At 67.7% G+C, this 18,772-nt stretch carries 17 protein-coding genes; 8 read left to right on the plus strand and 9 right to left on the minus strand.

Features of this window, described 5'->3' with window-relative positions; genetic code table 11:
- The first annotated feature begins 171 nt into the window (after window positions 1-171).
- Entirely contained in the window at window positions 172-849 is a 678-nt protein-coding gene (locus ACXAGF_RS10720) for an alpha/beta hydrolase (protein ID WP_475016855.1), read from the plus strand.
- Between the two features lie 73 nt (window positions 850-922).
- On the opposite strand, the gene ACXAGF_RS10725 is transcribed toward ACXAGF_RS10720, so the two are convergent.
- Window positions 923-2,047 carry an anhydro-N-acetylmuramic acid kinase gene (locus tag ACXAGF_RS10725; RefSeq protein WP_475016857.1) on the minus strand — a complete coding sequence of 375 codons (1,125 nt, stop codon included), beginning with the start codon at window positions 2,045-2,047 and terminating at the stop codon, window positions 923-925.
- Between the two features lie 102 nt (window positions 2,048-2,149).
- Between ACXAGF_RS10725 and tyrS the strand changes: the two genes are divergently transcribed.
- The gene (gene tyrS, locus ACXAGF_RS10730) at window positions 2,150-3,403 is read left to right on the plus strand and encodes a tyrosine--tRNA ligase (RefSeq protein ID WP_475016859.1); all 1,254 of its coding nucleotides are present in this window, start codon (window positions 2,150-2,152) and stop codon (window positions 3,401-3,403) included.
- 71 nt (window positions 3,404-3,474) lie between these two features.
- On the opposite strand, the gene ACXAGF_RS10735 is transcribed toward tyrS, so the two are convergent.
- Window positions 3,475-6,858 carry a YhdP family protein gene (locus ACXAGF_RS10735; RefSeq protein WP_475016860.1) on the minus strand — a complete coding sequence of 1,128 codons (3,384 nt, stop codon included), beginning with the start codon at window positions 6,856-6,858 and terminating at the stop codon, window positions 3,475-3,477.
- A gap of 155 nt (window positions 6,859-7,013) precedes the next feature.
- Here ACXAGF_RS10735 and bcp point away from each other — a divergent pair, with 155 nt between their 5' ends.
- From bcp to ACXAGF_RS10760, 5 genes are all read left to right on the plus strand, one after another.
- The gene (gene bcp / locus ACXAGF_RS10740; protein ID WP_475016862.1) at window positions 7,014-7,481 is read left to right on the plus strand and encodes a thioredoxin-dependent thiol peroxidase; all 468 of its coding nucleotides are present in this window, start codon (window positions 7,014-7,016) and stop codon (window positions 7,479-7,481) included.
- A 4-nt stretch (window positions 7,482-7,485) separates the two neighbouring features.
- Window positions 7,486-8,331: a ferritin-like domain-containing protein gene (locus ACXAGF_RS10745; RefSeq protein ID WP_475016864.1), complete on the plus strand. Its 846-nt coding sequence runs from the start codon at window positions 7,486-7,488 to the stop codon at window positions 8,329-8,331.
- Between the two features lie 88 nt (window positions 8,332-8,419).
- A complete protein-coding gene (locus ACXAGF_RS10750; protein ID WP_475016866.1) occupies window positions 8,420-9,721 on the plus strand; it encodes a M23 family metallopeptidase in 1,302 nt (433 codons plus the stop codon).
- Between the two features lie 178 nt (window positions 9,722-9,899).
- Window positions 9,900-11,354, plus strand: a complete 1,455-nt coding sequence (locus ACXAGF_RS10755; protein WP_475016867.1) for a DEAD/DEAH box helicase — start codon at window positions 9,900-9,902, stop codon at window positions 11,352-11,354.
- Window positions 11,355-11,362: 8 nt separating this feature from the next.
- A complete protein-coding gene (locus tag ACXAGF_RS10760; RefSeq protein ID WP_475016869.1) occupies window positions 11,363-11,776 on the plus strand; it encodes an NUDIX domain-containing protein in 414 nt (137 codons plus the stop codon).
- Between the two features lie 7 nt (window positions 11,777-11,783).
- On the opposite strand, the gene ACXAGF_RS10765 is transcribed toward ACXAGF_RS10760, so the two are convergent.
- Genes ACXAGF_RS10765 through ACXAGF_RS10795 form a run of 7 tightly spaced genes read right to left on the minus strand, consistent with a single transcriptional unit; the run spans window position 11,784 to window position 17,495 of the window.
- Window positions 11,784-12,116, minus strand: coding sequence for a TfoX/Sxy family protein (locus ACXAGF_RS10765; protein WP_475016871.1), 333 nt, complete (start codon window positions 12,114-12,116; stop codon window positions 11,784-11,786).
- A 3-nt stretch (window positions 12,117-12,119) separates the two neighbouring features.
- On the minus strand, window positions 12,120-13,754 hold the full coding sequence (locus ACXAGF_RS10770; protein ID WP_475016873.1) for an NTP transferase domain-containing protein: 1,635 nt from the start codon (window positions 13,752-13,754) through the stop codon (window positions 12,120-12,122).
- A complete protein-coding gene (locus tag ACXAGF_RS10775) occupies window positions 13,751-14,449 on the minus strand; it encodes an XdhC family protein (RefSeq protein WP_475016875.1) in 699 nt (232 codons plus the stop codon). The genes ACXAGF_RS10770 and ACXAGF_RS10775 overlap by 4 nt, the downstream gene beginning before the upstream one ends.
- Window positions 14,449-14,778 carry an XdhC family protein gene (locus ACXAGF_RS10780; protein ID WP_475016877.1) on the minus strand — a complete coding sequence of 110 codons (330 nt, stop codon included), beginning with the start codon at window positions 14,776-14,778 and terminating at the stop codon, window positions 14,449-14,451. Before ACXAGF_RS10780 ends, ACXAGF_RS10775 begins: the two co-directional genes overlap by 1 nt.
- A 12-nt stretch (window positions 14,779-14,790) precedes the next feature.
- The gene (locus ACXAGF_RS10785) at window positions 14,791-16,044 is read right to left on the minus strand and encodes a vWA domain-containing protein (RefSeq protein WP_475016879.1); all 1,254 of its coding nucleotides are present in this window, start codon (window positions 16,042-16,044) and stop codon (window positions 14,791-14,793) included.
- 2 nt (window positions 16,045-16,046) lie between these two features.
- Window positions 16,047-16,976 carry an AAA family ATPase gene (locus tag ACXAGF_RS10790; RefSeq protein WP_475016881.1) on the minus strand — a complete coding sequence of 310 codons (930 nt, stop codon included), beginning with the start codon at window positions 16,974-16,976 and terminating at the stop codon, window positions 16,047-16,049.
- Window positions 16,977-17,000: 24 nt separating this feature from the next.
- Entirely contained in the window at window positions 17,001-17,495 is a 495-nt protein-coding gene (locus ACXAGF_RS10795) for a flavin reductase (protein WP_475016883.1), read from the minus strand.
- 196 nt (window positions 17,496-17,691) lie between these two features.
- Here ACXAGF_RS10795 and ACXAGF_RS10800 point away from each other — a divergent pair, with 196 nt between their 5' ends.
- A complete protein-coding gene (locus ACXAGF_RS10800; protein ID WP_475016885.1) occupies window positions 17,692-18,771 on the plus strand; it encodes an ABC transporter substrate-binding protein in 1,080 nt (359 codons plus the stop codon).
- The last annotated feature ends 1 nt before the right edge of the window (window position 18,772 follow it).

An 18,772-nucleotide genomic window follows, 5' to 3' on the forward strand; every position in this document is an offset into this window, starting at 1 on the left:
TTTGCTTGAATTTTCCGCCGGGCTTGCCGTAAGAGACGAACCTCAGCACGCGCATAGCGTAGCAAAGTTTCGAATGGTTCTAAACTAGTTTCTAGAAAAGCTGACTGGTTTCGTCAAGACATCCAGCCCCTCCGAAACAGTTTTTGATCCATAAAACACGTCGGAGTACGAATGCCCGAGATCATCTTCAACGGACCCGCCGGTCGCCTGGAAGGCCGCTACCAGCCATCCAAGCAGAAGAACGCCCCGATCGCCATCATCCTGCACCCGCATCCGCAGTTCGGCGGAACGATGAACAACCAGATCGTCTACCAGTTGTTCTACATGTTCCAGAAGCGCGGCTTCACCACGCTCCGCTTCAACTTCCGCGGCATCGGCCGCAGCCAGGGCGAGTTCGACCACGGCGCCGGGGAGTTGTCCGACGCAGCGTCCGCGCTCGACTGGGTGCAGAGCCTGCATCCGGACTCCAAGAGCTGCTGGGTCGCCGGCTACTCCTTCGGCGCCTGGATCGGCATGCAGCTTTTGATGCGCCGGCCGGAGATCGAAGGCTTCATCTCGATCGCGCCGCAGCCGAACATCTACGATTTCTCCTTCCTTGCCCCCTGCCCGTCCTCGGGCCTGATCATCAACGGCGATTCCGACAAGGTGGCGCCGGAAAAGGACGTCAACAGCCTGGTCGAGAAGCTCAAGGCGCAGAAGGGCATCCTGATCACGCACCGGACCGTGCCGGGCGCCAACCATTTCTTCAACGGCCAGACCGAGACGCTGATGGTCGAATGCGAGGACTATCTCGACCGCCGCCTTGCCGGCGAACTGACCCCGGAGCCGGCCGCCAAGCGCATCCGCTAGGCGCGCCGCCCCGCACCGCGTCGTCCGCCGGCGAAAGCCGGCGGATTTTTTGTGCCCACGAGCCTGTCGCGGATCAGCGCGGATTGGCGAGCAGCCCGCCGGTCACCGGCTCACGCACCCCCGTCGTGCCCGGGTAGGTCAGCGGCAGCCCGTCGAGCGATCGCACGGCCAGGTACGCCCAGGCCTCCGCCTCCATGCTGTCTCCGTCCAGCCTCGCCGCTTCCGCCGCCATCACCCGCGCCCCGGCAGCTCCCGCAAGGTCGGCGAGATCGCCCATGATGCTGCGGTTCAGCCGGCCGCCGCCGCAGACGACGTAGCTCTTCGGCCGGGCCGGCAGATGACCCGCCGATTTCAGGATCGCCGCGGCGGTCACATGCGCCAGCGTGCGGGCGCCATCCTCCAGCGTCGCGGCACGCCCCTCGGGCGGGGCGAAGTCGTTGCGGTCGAGCGAACGCCGCTCGGGCGCGGTGAAGAACGGATGGTCGAGGTAGCGCGCCGCCAGACCGGCATCGACCCGCCCTTCACTCGCAATCATGCCGCCCTGGTCGAACGGGATGCCGGCCTGGGCCTCGACCCACTGGTCGATCAGCGTGTTGCCCGGCCCGCTGTCGAACGCCACGACCTCGCCGTGCTCACCGACATAGGTCAGGTTCGAGATTCCGCCGATATTGACGAAGACCACCGGAAAGGCGCTGCCGGCCGGCAGGTTCCGTGCCAGCGCTGCGTGATAGACCGGGATCAGCGGCGCCCCTTGCCCGCCGTGGGCCATGTCGTTCGCCCGCATGTCGTAGACGACCGGGATGCCGGTCTCGCGCGCCAGCAATGCGCCGTCGCCGAGCTGGACCGTCAGGCCTCGGCCCGGCCGATGCAGCACGGTCTGGCCGTGGAAGCCGATCACGTCGACCTCGGCCGCCTCGAGGCCGTTGTCGCGCAGGAAGGCGTCGACCGCCGCCGCGTGGCGCAGCGTCAGCTCCCGCTCGACCTGCGCCAGATCCTTCGGCCGCTGCTGGCGGCCGGTGATCGCCTTCGCCGTTTCCAGCGCCGCCTGCAGCGTGCGCCGGAAGGCGGGCTCGTAGGCTACTCCCCTCGACGGCCCGCGCTCGACGACGTCGCGCCCGTCGGTTCGCAGCAACGTCACGTCGATGCCGTCCATGCTCGTGCCGCTCATCAGCCCGATTGCGGTCCTGACCTGTGCCATGGGCCTCGCTTCCAGAATCACTTTTGGAGTGATTATGCGCAAAAACAGTGCTACACGCCCGGCCATTCCTACGCCTAACCTTCCCCACCAGAGAGAACATCAATGTCGGGTTTCAAGTCAGATTTCCTTCGCACGCTCAGCGAGCGCGGCTTCATCCACCAGATCTCGGATGAAAGCGGCCTCGACGACCTGCTCGCCAGGGAAACCGTGACGGCCTATATCGGCTTCGACCCGACCGCGCCGAGCCTGCACGCCGGCGGGCTGATCCAGATCATGATGCTGCACTGGTTCCAGAAGACCGGGCACCGGCCGATTTCGCTGATGGGCGGCGGCACCGGAATGGTCGGCGATCCGTCCTTCAAGGACGATGCGCGCCAGCTGATGACGCCGGAAACGATCGCCTCGAATATCGCCTCGATCAAGCAGGTGTTCTCCAACTACCTGACCTACGGCGACGGGCCGACCGACGCGCTGATGATCAACAACGCCGACTGGCTGCTCGGCATCAATTACCTTGAGTTCCTGCGCGACGTCGGTCGCCACTTCTCGGTCAACCGCATGCTGTCCTTTGACAGCGTCAAACTCAGGCTCGACCGCGAGCAGTCGCTGTCGTTCCTCGAGTTCAACTACATGATCCTGCAGGCCTACGACTTCGTGGAACTGAGCAAGCGCTACGGCACGCGCCTGCAGATGGGCGGTTCGGACCAGTGGGGCAACATCGTCAACGGCCTCGACCTCGGCCATCGCATGGGCACCCCGCAGCTCTATGCGCTGACCTCGCCGCTGCTGACGACGGCCTCCGGCGCGAAGATGGGCAAGTCGCTCTCCGGCGCCGTCTGGCTGAACCCGGACATGCTGTCGGCCTATGACTTCTGGCAGTACTGGCGCAACACCGAGGACGCGGACGTTGTTCGTTTCCTCAAGCTCTACACCACGCTGCCGATGGACGAGATCGCCCGTCTTGCCGCGCTCGGCGGCTCCGAGATCAACGATGTCAAGAAGATCCTCGCCACCGAGGTCACCGCCATGCTGCACGGCCGCGACAACGCCGAGCAGGCCGCGGAGACCGCGCGCAAGACCTTCGAGGAAGGCGCGCTGTCGGAGAATCTGCCCTCGATCGAGGTGCCGGCCGCCGAGCTGGAAGGCGGAATCGGCCTCCTCGCGCTGATCGTCCGCGCCGGCCTCGCCGGATCGAACGGCGAGGCGCGCCGCCACGTCCAGGGCGGCGCGGTCCGCATCAACGATCGCGCCGTGCAGGACGAGCGCATGGCCATCGGCGGCGGCGAGGTCACCGCCGACGGCGTGATCAAGCTCTCGCTCGGCAAGAAGAAGCACATTCTCGTGCGTCCGGCCTGACCCCGGCCGAACGCGGCGCCTTCCGGCAACCCCGCAACCCGCGCCGTGGCGCGGGTTGTCTGGAGTGAGCGTCAGAACTCGAAGATGTTGCGGAACACGCCGGGCGCGATGATCGACAGCGGGTTGACCATCAGCCCCGGCCGGTCGAACGGCCCGCTCAGCTTGAAGGTGATGCCGATCAGGCCGCGATCGCTGCCGTTGCCGAGGATGAAGCCGATCACCGGCAGTTCCGCGAACAGCCGGTTGAGTCCGTAGGCCGGCATGAAGGTGCCGGTCAGTTCCATCCTGCCGTTGCCGTCGCGCACGGTACCCTGGAAGGTGGCGCCGACCGCTTCGCCCCGCACGACCCCGTTTTCCACGCGCAGGGTGCCGTCCTTGGCCACGACGAAGGCAAAGCCGCGGGAAAAGGCCATCGAGCTCGTGTCGATTTCCTTGCGCACCGCCTCGTTCAGGCTGCGCCCGCCGGCCGGGGTGGAGACGATCGAGCGCAACTTCTCCTCGCCGGTGAGCTTGAACTTGCGGATATCCACCGGCCCACGCCAGGCGCCGTCGGCCCCGGCCTTGAGACGAACGTTGAGCAACCCGCCTTCCATGTGCCGATAGATGTCGGCAAGCCGTGCGACCGCGCCGGCATCGCCGCTGGTCAGTTCCAGCGTGCCGGCGCCGCGATCCTTGTTCAGCCGCGCCACCAGCGCCTGGCCGCTGCCGGTGACGCCGCTCAGGTTGAGCCCCGAGAGCCGCCCGCCTGCGCTCGCGTAGTCGAGGCTGACATTGCCGAGGGCTTCGCCGTTGAAGCCGATCACCCGACCGACGCTGGCGTGAAGCGTGACCGCCGCTGCATCGCGGTCGCCGCCGCCGGCGGCCGGCCCGGACTTGATATTCGCCAGCACCGGACGCACATCGACAAGGTCGCCCCGCACCTTCACCGCATAGCCGGCCCTGGCGCGCTCGATGGACAACGAGAACCGATCCTGCGCGGACAGCCGCACCTCGTCGAACTGCGCCGACTTCAGCGCGGCACCGTTGAGGACGACATTGCCTGCAAGGGCGAAGCCGTCGCCGGAGAATTTGAAATCCGACAACTGCGTCGCGCCATCCCGGTTGTCGAGCAGGAAGCTCGCCTTCGCCGGAACGCCCGCGCCCTTGCTCCAGCCGACCCAGGGGAGCGACACCACCGACCGGCCGAGATCGGTCTCGATCTTCTGGCGGCCGTCCTCCTGCGTCGTCAGCGCCAACCCCATCGGCCCGGCGACAAGGTCGTTCAGTCCCGGAAACAGCTGCGCGCGGTCGCGCTCGCCGATCGTGCCGGTAATGCTCAGCGCCCGTTTCTGTCCCGACGCCTTGCCGACGGGCTCGACGAGGTCGATCGCGAGCGGGACCTGGTCGATCCGCGCGTCGGCCGTCAGATGGGCACGGCTGGCGTCGACCTCGAGCCTGCCCTCGAGCTGGCTCACCTTGCGGCCGGTGATCGGCTTTTGCAGATCCACGCCCTGAAGATCGATGGCGGCCGACCATTGCGGCGGCGGCGGATTCTGGTCGCGAACCAGGCCGACATGCGCCCGGACATTGACGGCGACCGGGCCGGTGAAATCGGCCGGGGTGAATTCGGTGCGCTTCAGCACGTCGATCGGCTCGTACGTGATCAGTTGTGCCACCGCATCCGACGCCCCTGCCAGGTTGATGTCCAGGTCGGCCATCAGCGGCCGTGCGTAGGAATCCGCCAGCCGGAAGGTACCGCCGCTGACCGTCACCGCCCGGCCCTCGGGCATGTAGGCCGTGCCGCTATGGATGTCGACGTCGATCTGCTCGCCGTCCAGCTCGAAGTGTCCCGATGCGTCACGAAGGGGCGGGATCGCACCCGCGATGTTGACCCGCGTCTCCTCGATGTCGAAGGAGATGGCAAGCTCGCCCCGACCGAGTTGCAGCCGGCCCTCCGCATCCGGCGCGCGGCCGGCCGCCATCGACACCTCGATGCGTCCGTTCGTCACCGTGCCCCCGAACATGTTCGAGATCACCCATTGGCGCGCCTTCTTGGCCATCCAGAACGGCCACAGTTGCTTGACCGCCACCGCCTGCACCCGGTCGCTGACCATGGCGAAGCTGACCGCCGGCGATCCGTCGCCAAAAGCCAGCGCCAGCGATCCGGCCAGCGAACCATGGTTGCTCGATATGCCGAGCTCGTCGAACCGAACCTCCCCTGTCGCCGGCAGCATCCGCCCGGCCAGCTTGGCGTCGAAGCGCACGGGGGGCTCGCCGGTATCCTCCGGGGCGCTCACCGCGTCGCTTACCAGAAGATCGATGCCGAAGCCCGGTCCCGTTTGCCCAGGCAGCCGGTCGAAATCGATCAGCCCGCCGGAAAACGGAAACACCGACGAACCGACGCGGATTGCAGAGGGTGCGATCTCGAACGAGTTCCGCTCGAAGTCGTAGTGGGCGGCGATTGCCGTCGGCTTCAAGGTCGCGCCGACGCCGCCGACATAAAGGGTCCCCCCCTCGCTGGCGATGGCAAGTTCGAGCCGCGGCACGGTTCCGGCAGCGCCGCGCGCCGCCGTCAGGCTGAGGTCGGCCAGCGCATCGACACCGGTCCGCGGCTCGCCGTCCGAGGTGTGCCGTAGCGCGATCGCGCCGACCGGGATGCCGCTGATCAGCCCGCTGACCTCGCCGGCGCCGTTGCGGGCGAACGCGCGCAGTTCCACCTCTCCCGGCTGCCCGTCGAGCGCATAGCGTCCGTCGATCGACATGTCGCCGGCGCCGGACCGGGCAAAGGTCAGTCGCTCCACCTCGAGCCGCAACGGCCGCGTGCCGACGGCCAGCGGCAGTTCGAGGTTGGTGATGCGCACGCGTGAAAGCCCGTTGTGCCCGATCGCGTCCCCGAGCCGCTCGAGCTGGGTGAAGGCGATGTCCTGATAGGCCGGGATTGCATCGAGCCGAACGGCGCTGAAATCCACCGCCGGCCCCTTGGGCAGGAGCGCCGGATCGAACATTGCCCTGTCGATCTCAAGGCTCGAAGGCGACACCCGGCCCGACAACAGCGCCAGCGGATCGAGCACGATCGACACCGCACCGGCATTGGCAACATTCCTTCCGCTTGCGCTATCTGCGAGCGCGACGTTTTCGGCCTTCAGCGCCAGACCGCCCAGGCTCGAGAAGCGCAGCACGGTCTTTTCGACCGAGACGACATGGTTTGGTCCCACCGCCCGGTTCAGCGCGACAACAGCACGCGCATTCAGCGGCGCGTCGATCAATCCGCTCTCGACGGCGCCGACGACCAGGATGGCGAGCAGCGTGACGAACGCGGCGACCCCGACGACCAGCCGCAAGCAGACGACAAGATGGCTCGGCCGATCGGTGCAGTGCAGCACGATCGGCTCGTGCGCCTGTGCCGATGGCAGACTGTGCAGGCAGACGATATCTCCCTTGCCGAACCTGACCTTCTCGCCGCGGATCTCGTTCATGTCGCGGTTTATTCCGTTCCTCATATCGGTGCGCCGACCGTGCCCGCGCCGGCACCGTCCGATCGGCCCATTGCGGCTGGACGATTCCTGTCAGGACTATATACCGGGGATCGTGTCCCCATGATCGAAAATCCTGTCCAAAGAAAGGAAATCCCATGGCAGAATTGTCGTCAGGCGCGATCGCTCCCGATTTCTCCCTCCCCGCCGACGGTGGCGGCGAGGTCAGGCTGGGCGATTTGCGCGGCAAGCCGGTTGTTCTATTCTTCTATCCGAAGGACGACACGGAAGGCTGCACGGCGGAAAACATTGCCTTCTCGGCGCTGAAGGACGCGTTCGATGCCGCCGGCATTGTCGTTCTCGGCGTGTCTCCCGATCCCGTCAGCAAGCATGACCGCTTCCGGGAGAAGCACGGCCTGAAGATGCGCCTGCTATCGGACGAGAGCCACCAGGTTCTGGAAGCCTACGGGGTCTGGAAAGAGAAAAGCATGTATGGCCGCCGCTACATGGGGGTGGAGCGCACGACCTTCCTCATCGGCGCGGACGGCAGGATTGCCGAGGTCTGGTCGAAGGTGAAGGTGGCCGGCCACGCCGAGGCGGTGCTGGCCCGCGCGAAAGACCTCTGATCCGATGCGACCCGATACCACCAATTCGTCGGCGTCGACGATCAGTAGCCTCCGCGGCGGCGCGACCCGTGCGATTTGTTCCGCAGATCTGGACCTGAAGACGGACCTCGCAAAGGAAACCGCGCGGCGATGGCTCGCCCGCACCCTGTCGCTGCGCTCACCGCTCGATCCACCGCTGCCCGACCGGCCCGGCCGGCCGCAGAGGCCCGAACTGGTCCCGCCGCGCAACATGGAGAAGCGGTCGCTGCACACCATCAAGGGCCGTATCGCCCTGCTGCACGCGCTCGCCCACATCGAGCTCAACGCCGTCGACCTCGCGCTCGACATCGTCGCCCGCTTCACCACCGAGGCCGTGCCGCAGTCCTTCTTCGACGGCTGGATGCAGGTCGCCTTCGAGGAGGCGAAACATTTCCGCATGGTCCGCGACAGGCTGCGCGAACTTGGCGCCGACTATGGCGACCTCCCGGCGCACGACGGGCTCTGGCAGGCCGCCCACAGCACCCGGAACGACCTGACTGCCCGGCTTGCAGTGGTCCCGCTGATCCTGGAGGCGCGCGGCCTGGACGTCACGCCGGTGCTGCAGGCAAAGATGCGCGAAACCGGCGACAGCGCCAGTGCCGACATCCTCGACGTGATCTACAACGACGAGAAGGGCCACGTCGCCGTCGGTGCGAAGTGGTTCCGCTTTCTCTGCGCGCGGGAGAGGAAGGACCCGTCGGCAACGTTCAAGGAACTGGTGCGCGTGAACTTCCGCGGCCCGCTGAAGGCGCCGTTCAACGACGTGGCGCGGGCCGAGGCCGGACTGACGCCGTCCTTCTACCGCAGCCTCGTCTCCGTCAGCCAGAGCTGACCGAACGCGGCCTCAAGCCTTTGTTAACCCTAACAGGGTGTAATCGCCGGCAACCGTGGGGCAGATTCTGGTTGTCGGGGAGTCGAGGGTGGCGGAGCGTCCTGAACATCGCGTCTTCGGAAGGCGAGAAAAGCAGCACATCATCATCCTCGCCAGCGGCGACCGGATCAGGCACATGACCGTGCGGCCGTGGATGATGGCCCTCGCCGTCTGCGTCGCCGGCATGTTCACCTTCGGCTACCTCGCCGCCACTTCCTATCTTGTCCTGCGCGACGGGCTGATCGGCGCCACCATGGCGCGGCAGGCCCGCATGCAGCACGAATACGAAGACCGCATTTCAGCGCTGCGCGCCCAGGTCGACCGCGTCACCAGCCGACAGTTGCTCGACCAGCAGGTCGTCGAGGAAAAGGTGGAGAAGCTGTTCCGGCAGCAACTGGCGCTGACCGAACGCAACGGCAAGCTCGATTCGCTGCTGAACCGCGCCAGCGATGCCGGCATCGCGGACGTCAGCAGCCAGGACGAGGCATTGCCCGCCGAGGGCGATCCTCTCGCCTACGAGCGCCGCGCCGATGCGTCCGCCGGCGTCCGCGCCATCGACAGGCTGCTCGGCCGCGACGTCGCGGTCGCGGCCCCGCAGGCCGCCATGACTCCCCTCGCCCAGGTCGGCACCGGCGAATCCGTCGCCGATCGCGCGGACCGGATGTTCTCCAGGGTCACGCTTTCGCTGAAGGACATCGAACGCCAGCAGTTGTCCCGGATCGAGGCGCTGACGGCAGGCGCCGCGCAGACCGCCTCTGCGATCGAGACCATCCTGACGCGCGCCGGCATCGCGGTTGCGGCGGCGGACGAGGGCGGCGACGCGATCGGCGGCCCATACGAGGAACCGGACGCGAGCGACCGCTTCGAAGATACCCTCGGCGACCTCGACACGGCGTTGAACCGGCTGGACGAGATGCGCCAGACGGCGCGCAAGCTGCCGTTTGGCAACCCGTCGCCGGGCAGCGAAATCACGAGCCGCTTCGGCAACCGTACCGACCCGTTCCTCGGCCGGCTCGCCCTGCACGCCGGCATCGACTTTCGTCTCCCGGTTGGCAGCGCCGTCCATTCGACCGGATCGGGCACGGTGGTAACCGCCGGCCGCAATGGCGGCTACGGCAACCTGGTCGAGATCGATCACGGTGACGGGCTGACGACACGCTATGCCCACCTTTCGCGCGTGCTCGTCGCCGTCGGCGACACGGTATCGGCCGGCGACGCCGTCGGCCTGTCCGGATCGACAGGCCGGTCGACCGGCCCCCATCTGCATTACGAGGTCCGTCGCGATGGCCGTGCCAGCGATCCGGCACGCTTTCTCGCCGCCGGCACGAAGCTGTCCTCCTACATGAATTGAGCGAATCGCAACCGCGACGTTAACCGCATGGCAGGCCCGATTCGCTTGCGCTTCCTTTAGAATCGCTCGTTTCCTTGACTTTCCGGCTCTTTCAGACTATGTGCGCTGCATCCAGCCGCTCATCACTCCAGCTGAAACCCAGGCGTTCGCGAGAACCGGAACGGAAACAGATTTCCCTTTGACCACTTTTTCTGATCTTGGCCTGAGCCAAAAAGTCCTCTCCGCCGTCACCGATGCCGGCTATTCGATCCCCACGCCGATCCAGGCGGGGGCGATACCGCCAGCGCTCCAGCGCCGCGACATTCTCGGCATTGCCCAGACCGGAACCGGCAAGACGGCCTCCTTCGTCCTGCCGATGCTGACGCTGCTGGAGAAGGGGCGCGCCCGCGCACGCATGCCGCGCACGCTGATTCTAGAGCCGACCCGCGAGCTTGCGGCCCAGGTTGCCGAGAACTTCGAAAAGTACGGCAAGAATCACAAGCTCAACATCGCACTGCTGATCGGCGGCGTCTCCTTCGACGAGCAGGACCGCAAGCTTGAGCGCGGCGCCGACGTTCTGATCGCCACGCCGGGCCGCCTGCTCGATCACTGCGAGCGCGGCAAGCTGCTGATGACGGGCGTGGAAATCCTCGTCATCGACGAGGCCGACCGCATGCTCGACATGGGCTTCATCCCCGACATCGAGCGCATCGCCAAGCTGATCCCGTTTACCCGCCAGACACTGTTCTTCTCGGCCACCATGCCGCCGGAGATCCAGAAGCTGGCCGACCGGTTCCTGCAGAACCCCGAGCGCGTGGAAGTCGCTCCGCCTTCCTCCACCGCCAAGACCGTGACGCAGCGCTTCGTTGCCAGCCACTCCAAGGACTACGAGAAGCGCTCGGTTCTGCGCGACCTCATCCGTGCCCAGGACGAGCTGAAGAACGCGATCATCTTCTGCAACCGCAAGAAGGACGTCGCCGACCTGTTCCGTTCGCTCGACCGTCACGGCTTTTCCGTCGGCGCGCTGCACGGCGACATGGACCAGCGCTCGCGCATGACCATGCTGGCCAACTTCAAGGACGGCAACATCAAGCTGCTCGTGGCCTCCGACGTCGCCGCGCGCGGCCTCGATATCCCCGACGTGAGCCACGTCTTCAACTTCGACGTGCCGATTCATGCCGAGGACTATGTCCACCGCATCGGCCGCACCGGCCGGGCCGGTCGCTCCGGCGCCGCCTTTACCCTGGTCACCAAGCGCGACACGAAATTTTCCGACGCCATCGAGAAGCTGATCGGCCAGTCGGTCGAGTGGCTGAGCGGCGATCTTTCCTCCCTTCCGCCCGCTGCGGAAAGCGATGAACGCGAGAAGCCGCGCAAGGGCCGCGAACGCGGCCGCGGCAACAGTCATAAGGGTGACAACCGCAAGGACGACAATGCCAAGGAAGCCGTCGTTGCGGAGAAAGGGAACGAGACCGTGAAAGCCGAGCGCAAGAACGAGACCAGGCCGAACCAGCCGGTGCGCAACCAGCGTCCGGCCAATGACGACAATCGCGACCGCCGCAGCCGTTACCGTCGCGACGAGGACGACGGCCCGACGCCGGTCGGTTTCGGCGACGACATTCCCGCCTTCATGCTGATCGCCGGCAAGGCCTGAGCCTTCCCGTGCCAGTTCCCGGCAAGGACGTACCCGGCGTCGGCTGTGGGCTCGCGATCCTGCGCGACGGCAAGGTGCTGCTCTACCGTCGCGTCCGGCCGCCCGAGGCCGGGCACTGGAACATCGTCGGCGGCAAGGTCGACCACATGGAACACTCCGCCGTCGCCGCGCGCCGGGAGGCCGAGGAGGAGACGGGGCTGGCGTTCGGCCGCATCGACTTTCTCTGCCTGTCCGAGCAGGTCATCGAGGCCGACGGCCAGCATTGGCTGTCGGCCATCTACGCGACCGACGAGTTTTCCGGCGAGCCACAGGTGATGGAGCCGGAGAAGCTGCCGGAATTCGGCTGGTTCCCGCTCGACGCGCTGCCCCAGCCCCTGTCGCGCTTCACCGCCGACGCGGTTGCCGCGCTGCGCCCCCGCTAGGGACGCCTTACCGCTTGCCAGGATTGGCGCGCAGCGCCGCCTCCAGCGCCAGCCGCACCCAGCCCGCCATCAGGTCGGGGTCGTCGAAGGCATCCTCCGGAATGCTCCAGTAGGGCATCTTCAGCGGCGCGCCGGTCTTGCGCCCCACATAGGTCCACTGCTGGCTGCCGGACAGCTCGAACTCCGGGATGGTCACCTCGTCGGCCTTGAGCAGCACCTCGCCGTCGACTTCCAGCGCGACGATCAGGTCGCCGACATAGATGCCCTTGCCACCGAACATGCGCCTGATCGTCACCGGCCCGAGCGACTGGAACATCTCCTCTATCGCCGCATTGTCCATCGCCTACCCCTTCAGAATGCCGCCCGCCGCCGCCACTGCGTCCGGCGTGTCGACGTCGAGATGCGCCGCCGCGCCGATATCGACGTCGATGATGTCGAGACCCGAGTTCTCGATGATCTGCCGTGCGCCGACGTCGCCCTCGAGCCGGCGGATCGCGGCGAAGGTGGCGCGCGGCAGGATGACGGGATTGCCACGCTTGCCGTCCGACACCGCCCGCACGACCGCCTCGCCACCGGCGGCGGCAAAGGCGGCCGTCAGCTTGCGCAAATCGTCCGGGGCGACGCGCGGCATGTCGGCGAGATGCACCAGCACGCCGGTGCAATCCGGCCCGACCGCATCCAGCCCGGCATTGAGCGAGGTGGACATCCCTTCCGCATAGAGCGGGTTGTGAACGATCGCGACCGGCAGCCCCTCGAGCGCCTCCTCGACCTCCTGCGCCCTGTGGCCGAGGACCGCGACCACGCGGTCGGGTCCGGCGGCCAGCGCCGTCAGCACCGATTTGCGCACCAGCGGCACGCCGTCGAACTCGGCCAGCAGCTTGTGGCGGCCCGCGCCGCCCATCCGCCGTGCCTGCCCGGCCGCCAGAACGAGCGCGACGATCTTCTGCGCGGCCGCGGCGCGGTCGCCCCTGCGCTCGCCCTTCAGCTCGCGCGGTCGGGGGCGGGTCGGAATCTCGGCGAGCAGGCCGCCGACCCCCATGCCCGTCAACGCTGCGGCGTCCGGCGTCTGCCCGGCGAGAATCCGGGCCAGGACCCAGTCGAAACCGTTCTCCTTGGGGCTGCGCGCGCAGCCGGGCGCGCCGATCACCGGCGTCTGGCCAACGTGCCCGAGCACCAGCAGGTTGCCCGGATCGACCGGCATGCCGACCTGCTCGACCGTCCCGCCCGCCCTTTGGATCGCGGCCGGGATGACGTCCTCTCGGTCGGCGACCGCCGAAGCGCCGAAAACGACGACGAGGTCGCTGTCTCCCGCCGCCGGCCCGAGCGCCTCCGCCAGTGCCGCTGCTTCGTGGGCGACACGGGTCTCGCCGGTCAGCGTGCTGCCGGACGGGGCCAGGCGGTGCTCCAGCAGGCGCCGGGTCTTGTCCATCACCGACGGTTTCAGCGACGGCAGGGTCGTCGCGATCAGGGCGACGCGGCGGGGCGCAAACGGCCGCACGCGCAGCGCCTCCGTCCCCGACAGAGCCGCCGCCGCCCGCTCGACCGCCGCTCCCGGCACCGCCAGCGGAATGATCTTGATCGTCGCCACCATGTCGCCCGGACGCACGCTCGCGTGGTCGGCGAGGGTCGCGATGGTAATCGCCGGGTCGATGCGGTTGAAGCGGTCGATGGCGGCCCGGTCGACGAGGAGCAGCCCGTCGACCGCGGCGTGGATGTTGACGCGGCCGGTGGCCGGGGCGGTGAAGGTCAGATGGTCCGGCCCGATCGCCTCGGCCAGCCGCGCGGCGGCGGTGTCCTCGTCCAGGTCGCCCGGCTCCAGCCGCACGGCCGTGACCCGATCGATGCCGGCCGCCTGCAGCAGCCGGCAGTCGTCGTTCGACAGAAGGTGCCCCTTGGAGAACGAGGCGCCCTCGCCGCGCACGCCGTGCGCCAGGATCGTGCCGGCCGCCGAGCGCACGGCCACCTCGCCGAACTTCATGCGGCCTCCCTGCGCAGGTCGCGCTGCCGGAAGGCCTGGATGATTTCGGCCAGGATCGCGACGGCGATTTCGGCCGGGCTCGCCGCGCCGATGTCGAGGCCGATGGGCGCGGAGATGCGTGCCATTGCGTCCGGTGCCACCCCCGCGGCCGCCAGGCGCTCGATGCGCTTCGCATGCGTCTTGCGGCTGCCGAGCGCGCCGACATAGAAGCAGCCGGCATCCAGCGCGGCGCGGATCGGAAAGTCGTCGATCTTGGGGTCGTGCGTCACCGCGACGAGTGCGGTGTAGGCGTCGAGCGGGCGCTGCGGCAGGACGTCCTCCGGCCAGTCGGCGACGAGATCGACGCCGGCGAAGCGTTCCTCGGTGGCAAAGGCGGTGCGCGGGTCGATGATCGTCAGGTCGAAGCCGGCGACCTTCGCCATCGCCGCCAGCGCCTGGCTGATGTGCACCGCCCCGACCACCACGATCCGGGCCGGCGGCAGGTAGACGTTGAGGAAATAGTCACGCCCGTCCGCCGCGACGGCGCCGGACCTGCCGGATCGGAACGCGGCTGCGATCGCCGCGCCGAGCGCGCCGGTGACGGCGTCGCCCTCGCGCACGACCCGGTCGCGCCCGTCGCCGAGGTCGGTGACGTGCAGCACGGCGCGGCGGGCGCGCCGCTCGGCATTCAGCTTGCGCAAGACCAGGGGATCCATCAGCCGAGCCGCTCCACATAGACCCGGATTCGCCCGCCGCAGGACAGGCCGACGCGCCAGGCCGTTTCGTCGGCCACCCCGAACTCCAGCATCCTCGGCTCGCCGCTCGAAATCACCTCGAGCGCCTCGCCGATGACGGCTCCCTCGACGCAGCCGCCCGAAACCGAGCCGTGGAAGTTGCCCTCGCCGTCGATGACGAGATGGCTGCCGGTCGGTCGCGGCGCCGAGCCCCAGGTCTCGACCACCGTCGCGACCGCCACGTCACGCCCGTTGTCCATCCACGTTTCCGCCACCGTCAGGGGATCGAGCGCATTGATCGGCTCATCCATCCCGGACCTCCCTCATCTCATCGCCGCGAGAAACCGCCGCGGATCGGCCAAACCGCCGCTCTTGCCGGACAAGGCCTCGACCAGGTCCGACATGGCTTCAAGATTGTGCACGGCCCGCAGTTCGTCAACATGCGGCAGCATGGCGCGCACGCCGCGCGCCCGCGCCTCGAAGCCCTCGAAGCGCAGCAAGGGGTTGAGCCAGACCAGACGGCGACAGGAACGGTGCAGCCGGTCCATCTCCGCCGCCAGCGTGTCGATGCCCTCGCGTTCCAGCCCGTCGGTGATCAGCAACACGACCGCGCCCTGTCCCAGCACCCGACGCGACCACAGCCGGTTGAACTGCCGCAGCGTCTCGCCGATGCGGGTGCCGCCGGACCAGTCCTCGACCGCTCGAGTGCACTCCCCGACCGCCTCGTCCGGGTCGCGGTGGCGCATCTGCCGGGACACGTTGGTCAGGCGTGTGCCGAACAGGAAGGTGTGCACGCGCCGCCGCCGTTCGGTCAACGCATGCAGGAAGTGCAGGAAGATGCGGGTGTACTGGCTCATCGAGCCGGAGATATCGGCCAGCACCACCAGCGGCGGGTGCACCAACTTCGGCTCGCGATGCCGCGGCAGGATCAGCGCGCCGCCGGTGCGCATAGCCTGCCGCATCGTCGCCCGCGGATCCACCGTCGCCTTGCTGGTGCTGCGCCGGAAGCGGCGCGTCCGGACCTCGTCCATCGGCAGCACAAGGCCGGCAATCGCGCGCTTGGCCGCGCGCAGCTCCGATGCCGACATCTGCGCGAAGTCGGTCTTGCGCAGCACTTCGCTGCCCGAAGTCGTGAATCGGGCGTCGACCTCGACGTCCGGTTCGTCGCGCGGCCGCGCGGGATCGTCACGCCGCCCGGCAAAGAGCGCGTCGGAGAGGCGTCTGTCGCCGGCCTTGCGCTTTTCCTGTTCGCTCTCGCGCCGGACGACCGGCGACATCATCGCAATCATTTTCTGCACGAGGTTGCGCGAGCGCCAGAAGATGCGGAATGCCTCGTCGAAGATCGCCTGGTCCTCGTGGCGACGCACAAGCGTGCAGTGCAGCGCCGTATAGAACTCGTCGCGGTCCCCGATGCCGATTGCCTCGACGGCGGCGATCGCGTCGGCGACCGCCGCCGGGCCGATCCGCAGGCCGGCCTTGCGCAGCGCGCGGGCGAAATGGACGATGTTGTCGGCCAGCCGGCCGTCACCCAGCGAAAGCTGCGGAATGACCAGCCCCTCGATTGCCGTCTCGACCATGGTCAGGCCGTCGCGCGAAGCTCGGACTTGACCTCGTCCAAGAGCTTGCGCCCCTCGCCGCCCTCGATGCGGGCGATGTCGTCCTGGTACTTCAACAGCGTTCCGAGCGTGTCGGATACCGTCTCCGGGTCGAGGGCCATGCGGTCGAGCTCGGTCAGCGCCGTCGCCCAGTCGATCGTTTCGGCCACGCCCGGGTTCTTGAACAGGTCTAGTCCGCGAAGCCTCTGCACATAGGCGACGATCTGCCGGGACAGCGCCGCGTTGCAGCAGGGCACCTTGCGGCGGATGATCTCCAGTTCCTGCTCCGCCCCGGGATAGTCGACCCAGTGGTACAGGCAGCGCCGCTTCAACGCATCGTGCACCTCGCGCGTGCGGTTGGTGGTGATGATGACGATCGGCGGTTCGGCGGCGCGGATCGTGCCCAGTTCCGGCACCGTCACCTGGAAATCGGACAGGACCTCGAGCAGGAAGGCCTCGAACGCCTCGTCGGTGCGGTCGAGTTCGTCGATCAGGAACACCGGCGCCCGCCCGTCCGCGGAGGACAGCGCCTGCAGCACGGGCCGGCGGATGAGGTAGCGGTCGGAGAAAATGTCGGACTCGATGCGCGCGCGGTCCGTCGTGCCCGCAGCCTCGGCAAGACGTATCTCCAGCATCTGCGCCGGATAGTTCCATTCGTAGACGGCGGAGGCGATGTCGAGCCCCTCGTAGCACTGCAGCCGGATCAGCGGGCGGTCGAGCGCCTTGGCGAGCACCTTGGCGATCTCGGTCTTCCCAACGCCGGCCTCCCCCTCCAGAAACAGCGGTCGCTTCATCTTCAGCGACAGGAACAGCACCGTCGCCAGCGAGCGGCCGGCAAGGTAGTTTCCGGCCGCGAGCATCTCGACCGTCTCCTCGATCGATTGCGGAATGGTGCCCGTCTGGTAAGTCGCCATGCTGCCCCCGTTTCGGAGGTGAACTTATAGCGTGCGGTAATCCCGGTCCATATAAATGAGCGCCGGCCGCTGCGGCCCATGGGCCACGCCGATCACCTCGCCGAACAGGATCATGTGGGTCGCCATCACCTTGACCTCGATCAGGCGGCAGTCGAACGATGCCAGCGCGTCGGCAAGGACCGGCGAGCCCGTGACCAGCTCGGTCCAGCTGCCGTAGGCAAAGCGGTCGCCCGGAATGGAAGGATCGCGACCGGAAAAGATGTTGGCAAGCTCGACCTGGTCGGCGGCCAGCGCATTGAGGGCGAAGTGTCCGCTCTTGCGGAAGATGTCGTTGCGCGGGTTCGACACGTTCAGGCAGGCAAGCACCATGGCCGGATTGTCGGACACCGAGCAGGCCGCCGTGATGGTCACGCCGCGACGCTCGCCCGCATAGGCGGTCGTGGCGATCTGGACGTGCCCGGCGTAGCGGCTCATGGCCTCGCGATAGAGGGGCGGGTCCATCATCAGTCGGTCCAACACGGCAATCTCCCTTCTTCCAAAGGGATTACATGGAAACAATGAAGAAAAATGTAAGTCCAAAAGCGGCATTTTCGATGGTTTTTCCGGCCATCGCGCCACCGTGTCGGCGGGAACACACGCCAGGGTAATCACATTTTGCTTTGACCGGGAGCGTCCAGTTCGTGCAAGACATGCAATCGAACACTGAGGCCCGCCGATGCGCCAACGTCTGATCATCACCCTCCTGTCCGCTCTTGCGATCGGCTCGCCGGCCGCCGCCAGCGGCTCCAGGATCGCGGTGGTCGCACCCGACAGCGGCCCGCTCGCAATCCTCGGCGACCAGGTCCGCGCCGGCGCCCGTTTTGCGGCCGCGACCCGCGGCAGCGAGCTCATCGAGATCGGCGAGCACTGCGGCGACACCGGCGACGACCAGCTGGCGCGCAGCGTCATCTCCGCCGGCGCGGACGTCGCCATCGGCTTCCTCTGCACCGAGGACCTGCGGGCGGCGCTGCCGGCGCTGGCCGACGCGGACGTGCCCGCAATCACGCTCTCGGCGCGCTCCCGCGTGCTGATGGAGGACGCGCTTCGGTACGACTGGCCGCTGTTCCGCCTGGCCCCCGCACCGGGCATGGAAGCCGACAAGGCGGTCGACGTGATCGCCACCGGCTGGGCGGCCGAGCCCTTCGCCCTGATCGACGACGGCACCATCCATGCCCGCGAACTGGTCGAGGCAATCCGGCTGAAGCTGGAGGAGCGGGGCATGAAGCCTGTCTTCGTCGACACCTTCCGCCCTGCCCAGGAGCAGCAGATCGGGCTGGTCCGGCGCCTCGCCAAGACCGGCGCCACCCATGTCTTCGTCGGCGGTGACCGCGGCGACGTGGCGGTCATCGCCCGCGATGCCCGCATCGAGACGCTGCCGCTGTCGTTCATGGGCGGCGAGGCGCTGATGGCGGCGGACCAGCACGTACCCCTGCCCGACGGTACGCAGGCGATCCTTGTGCCCGTCGACGGGGTGACCGCCGAGGGTGCCGCGCTTGCCGGGCGGATGAAGGACGCGGGGATCGTGGCGGAGGGGTATGTCTTCCCCGCCCATGCCGCCGTGACGCTGGTTGAGATGGCCAAGGCTGCATTCCCGAAGCAGTCCATCACGCAGGCGCTGGTCCAGGACAGCTTCCCGACCGTCCTCGGCACGATCGGATTCGGCGCCGGGCACGAGTTGCGCGACAATCCCTACCACCTGATGGAATGGTGGAAGGACCGCTTCATTCCGGTGCCCGCACCGGGGGAGAACGACTGAG

The sequence above is a fragment of the Mycoplana sp. ABR4_002 genome (assembly GCF_056159645.1).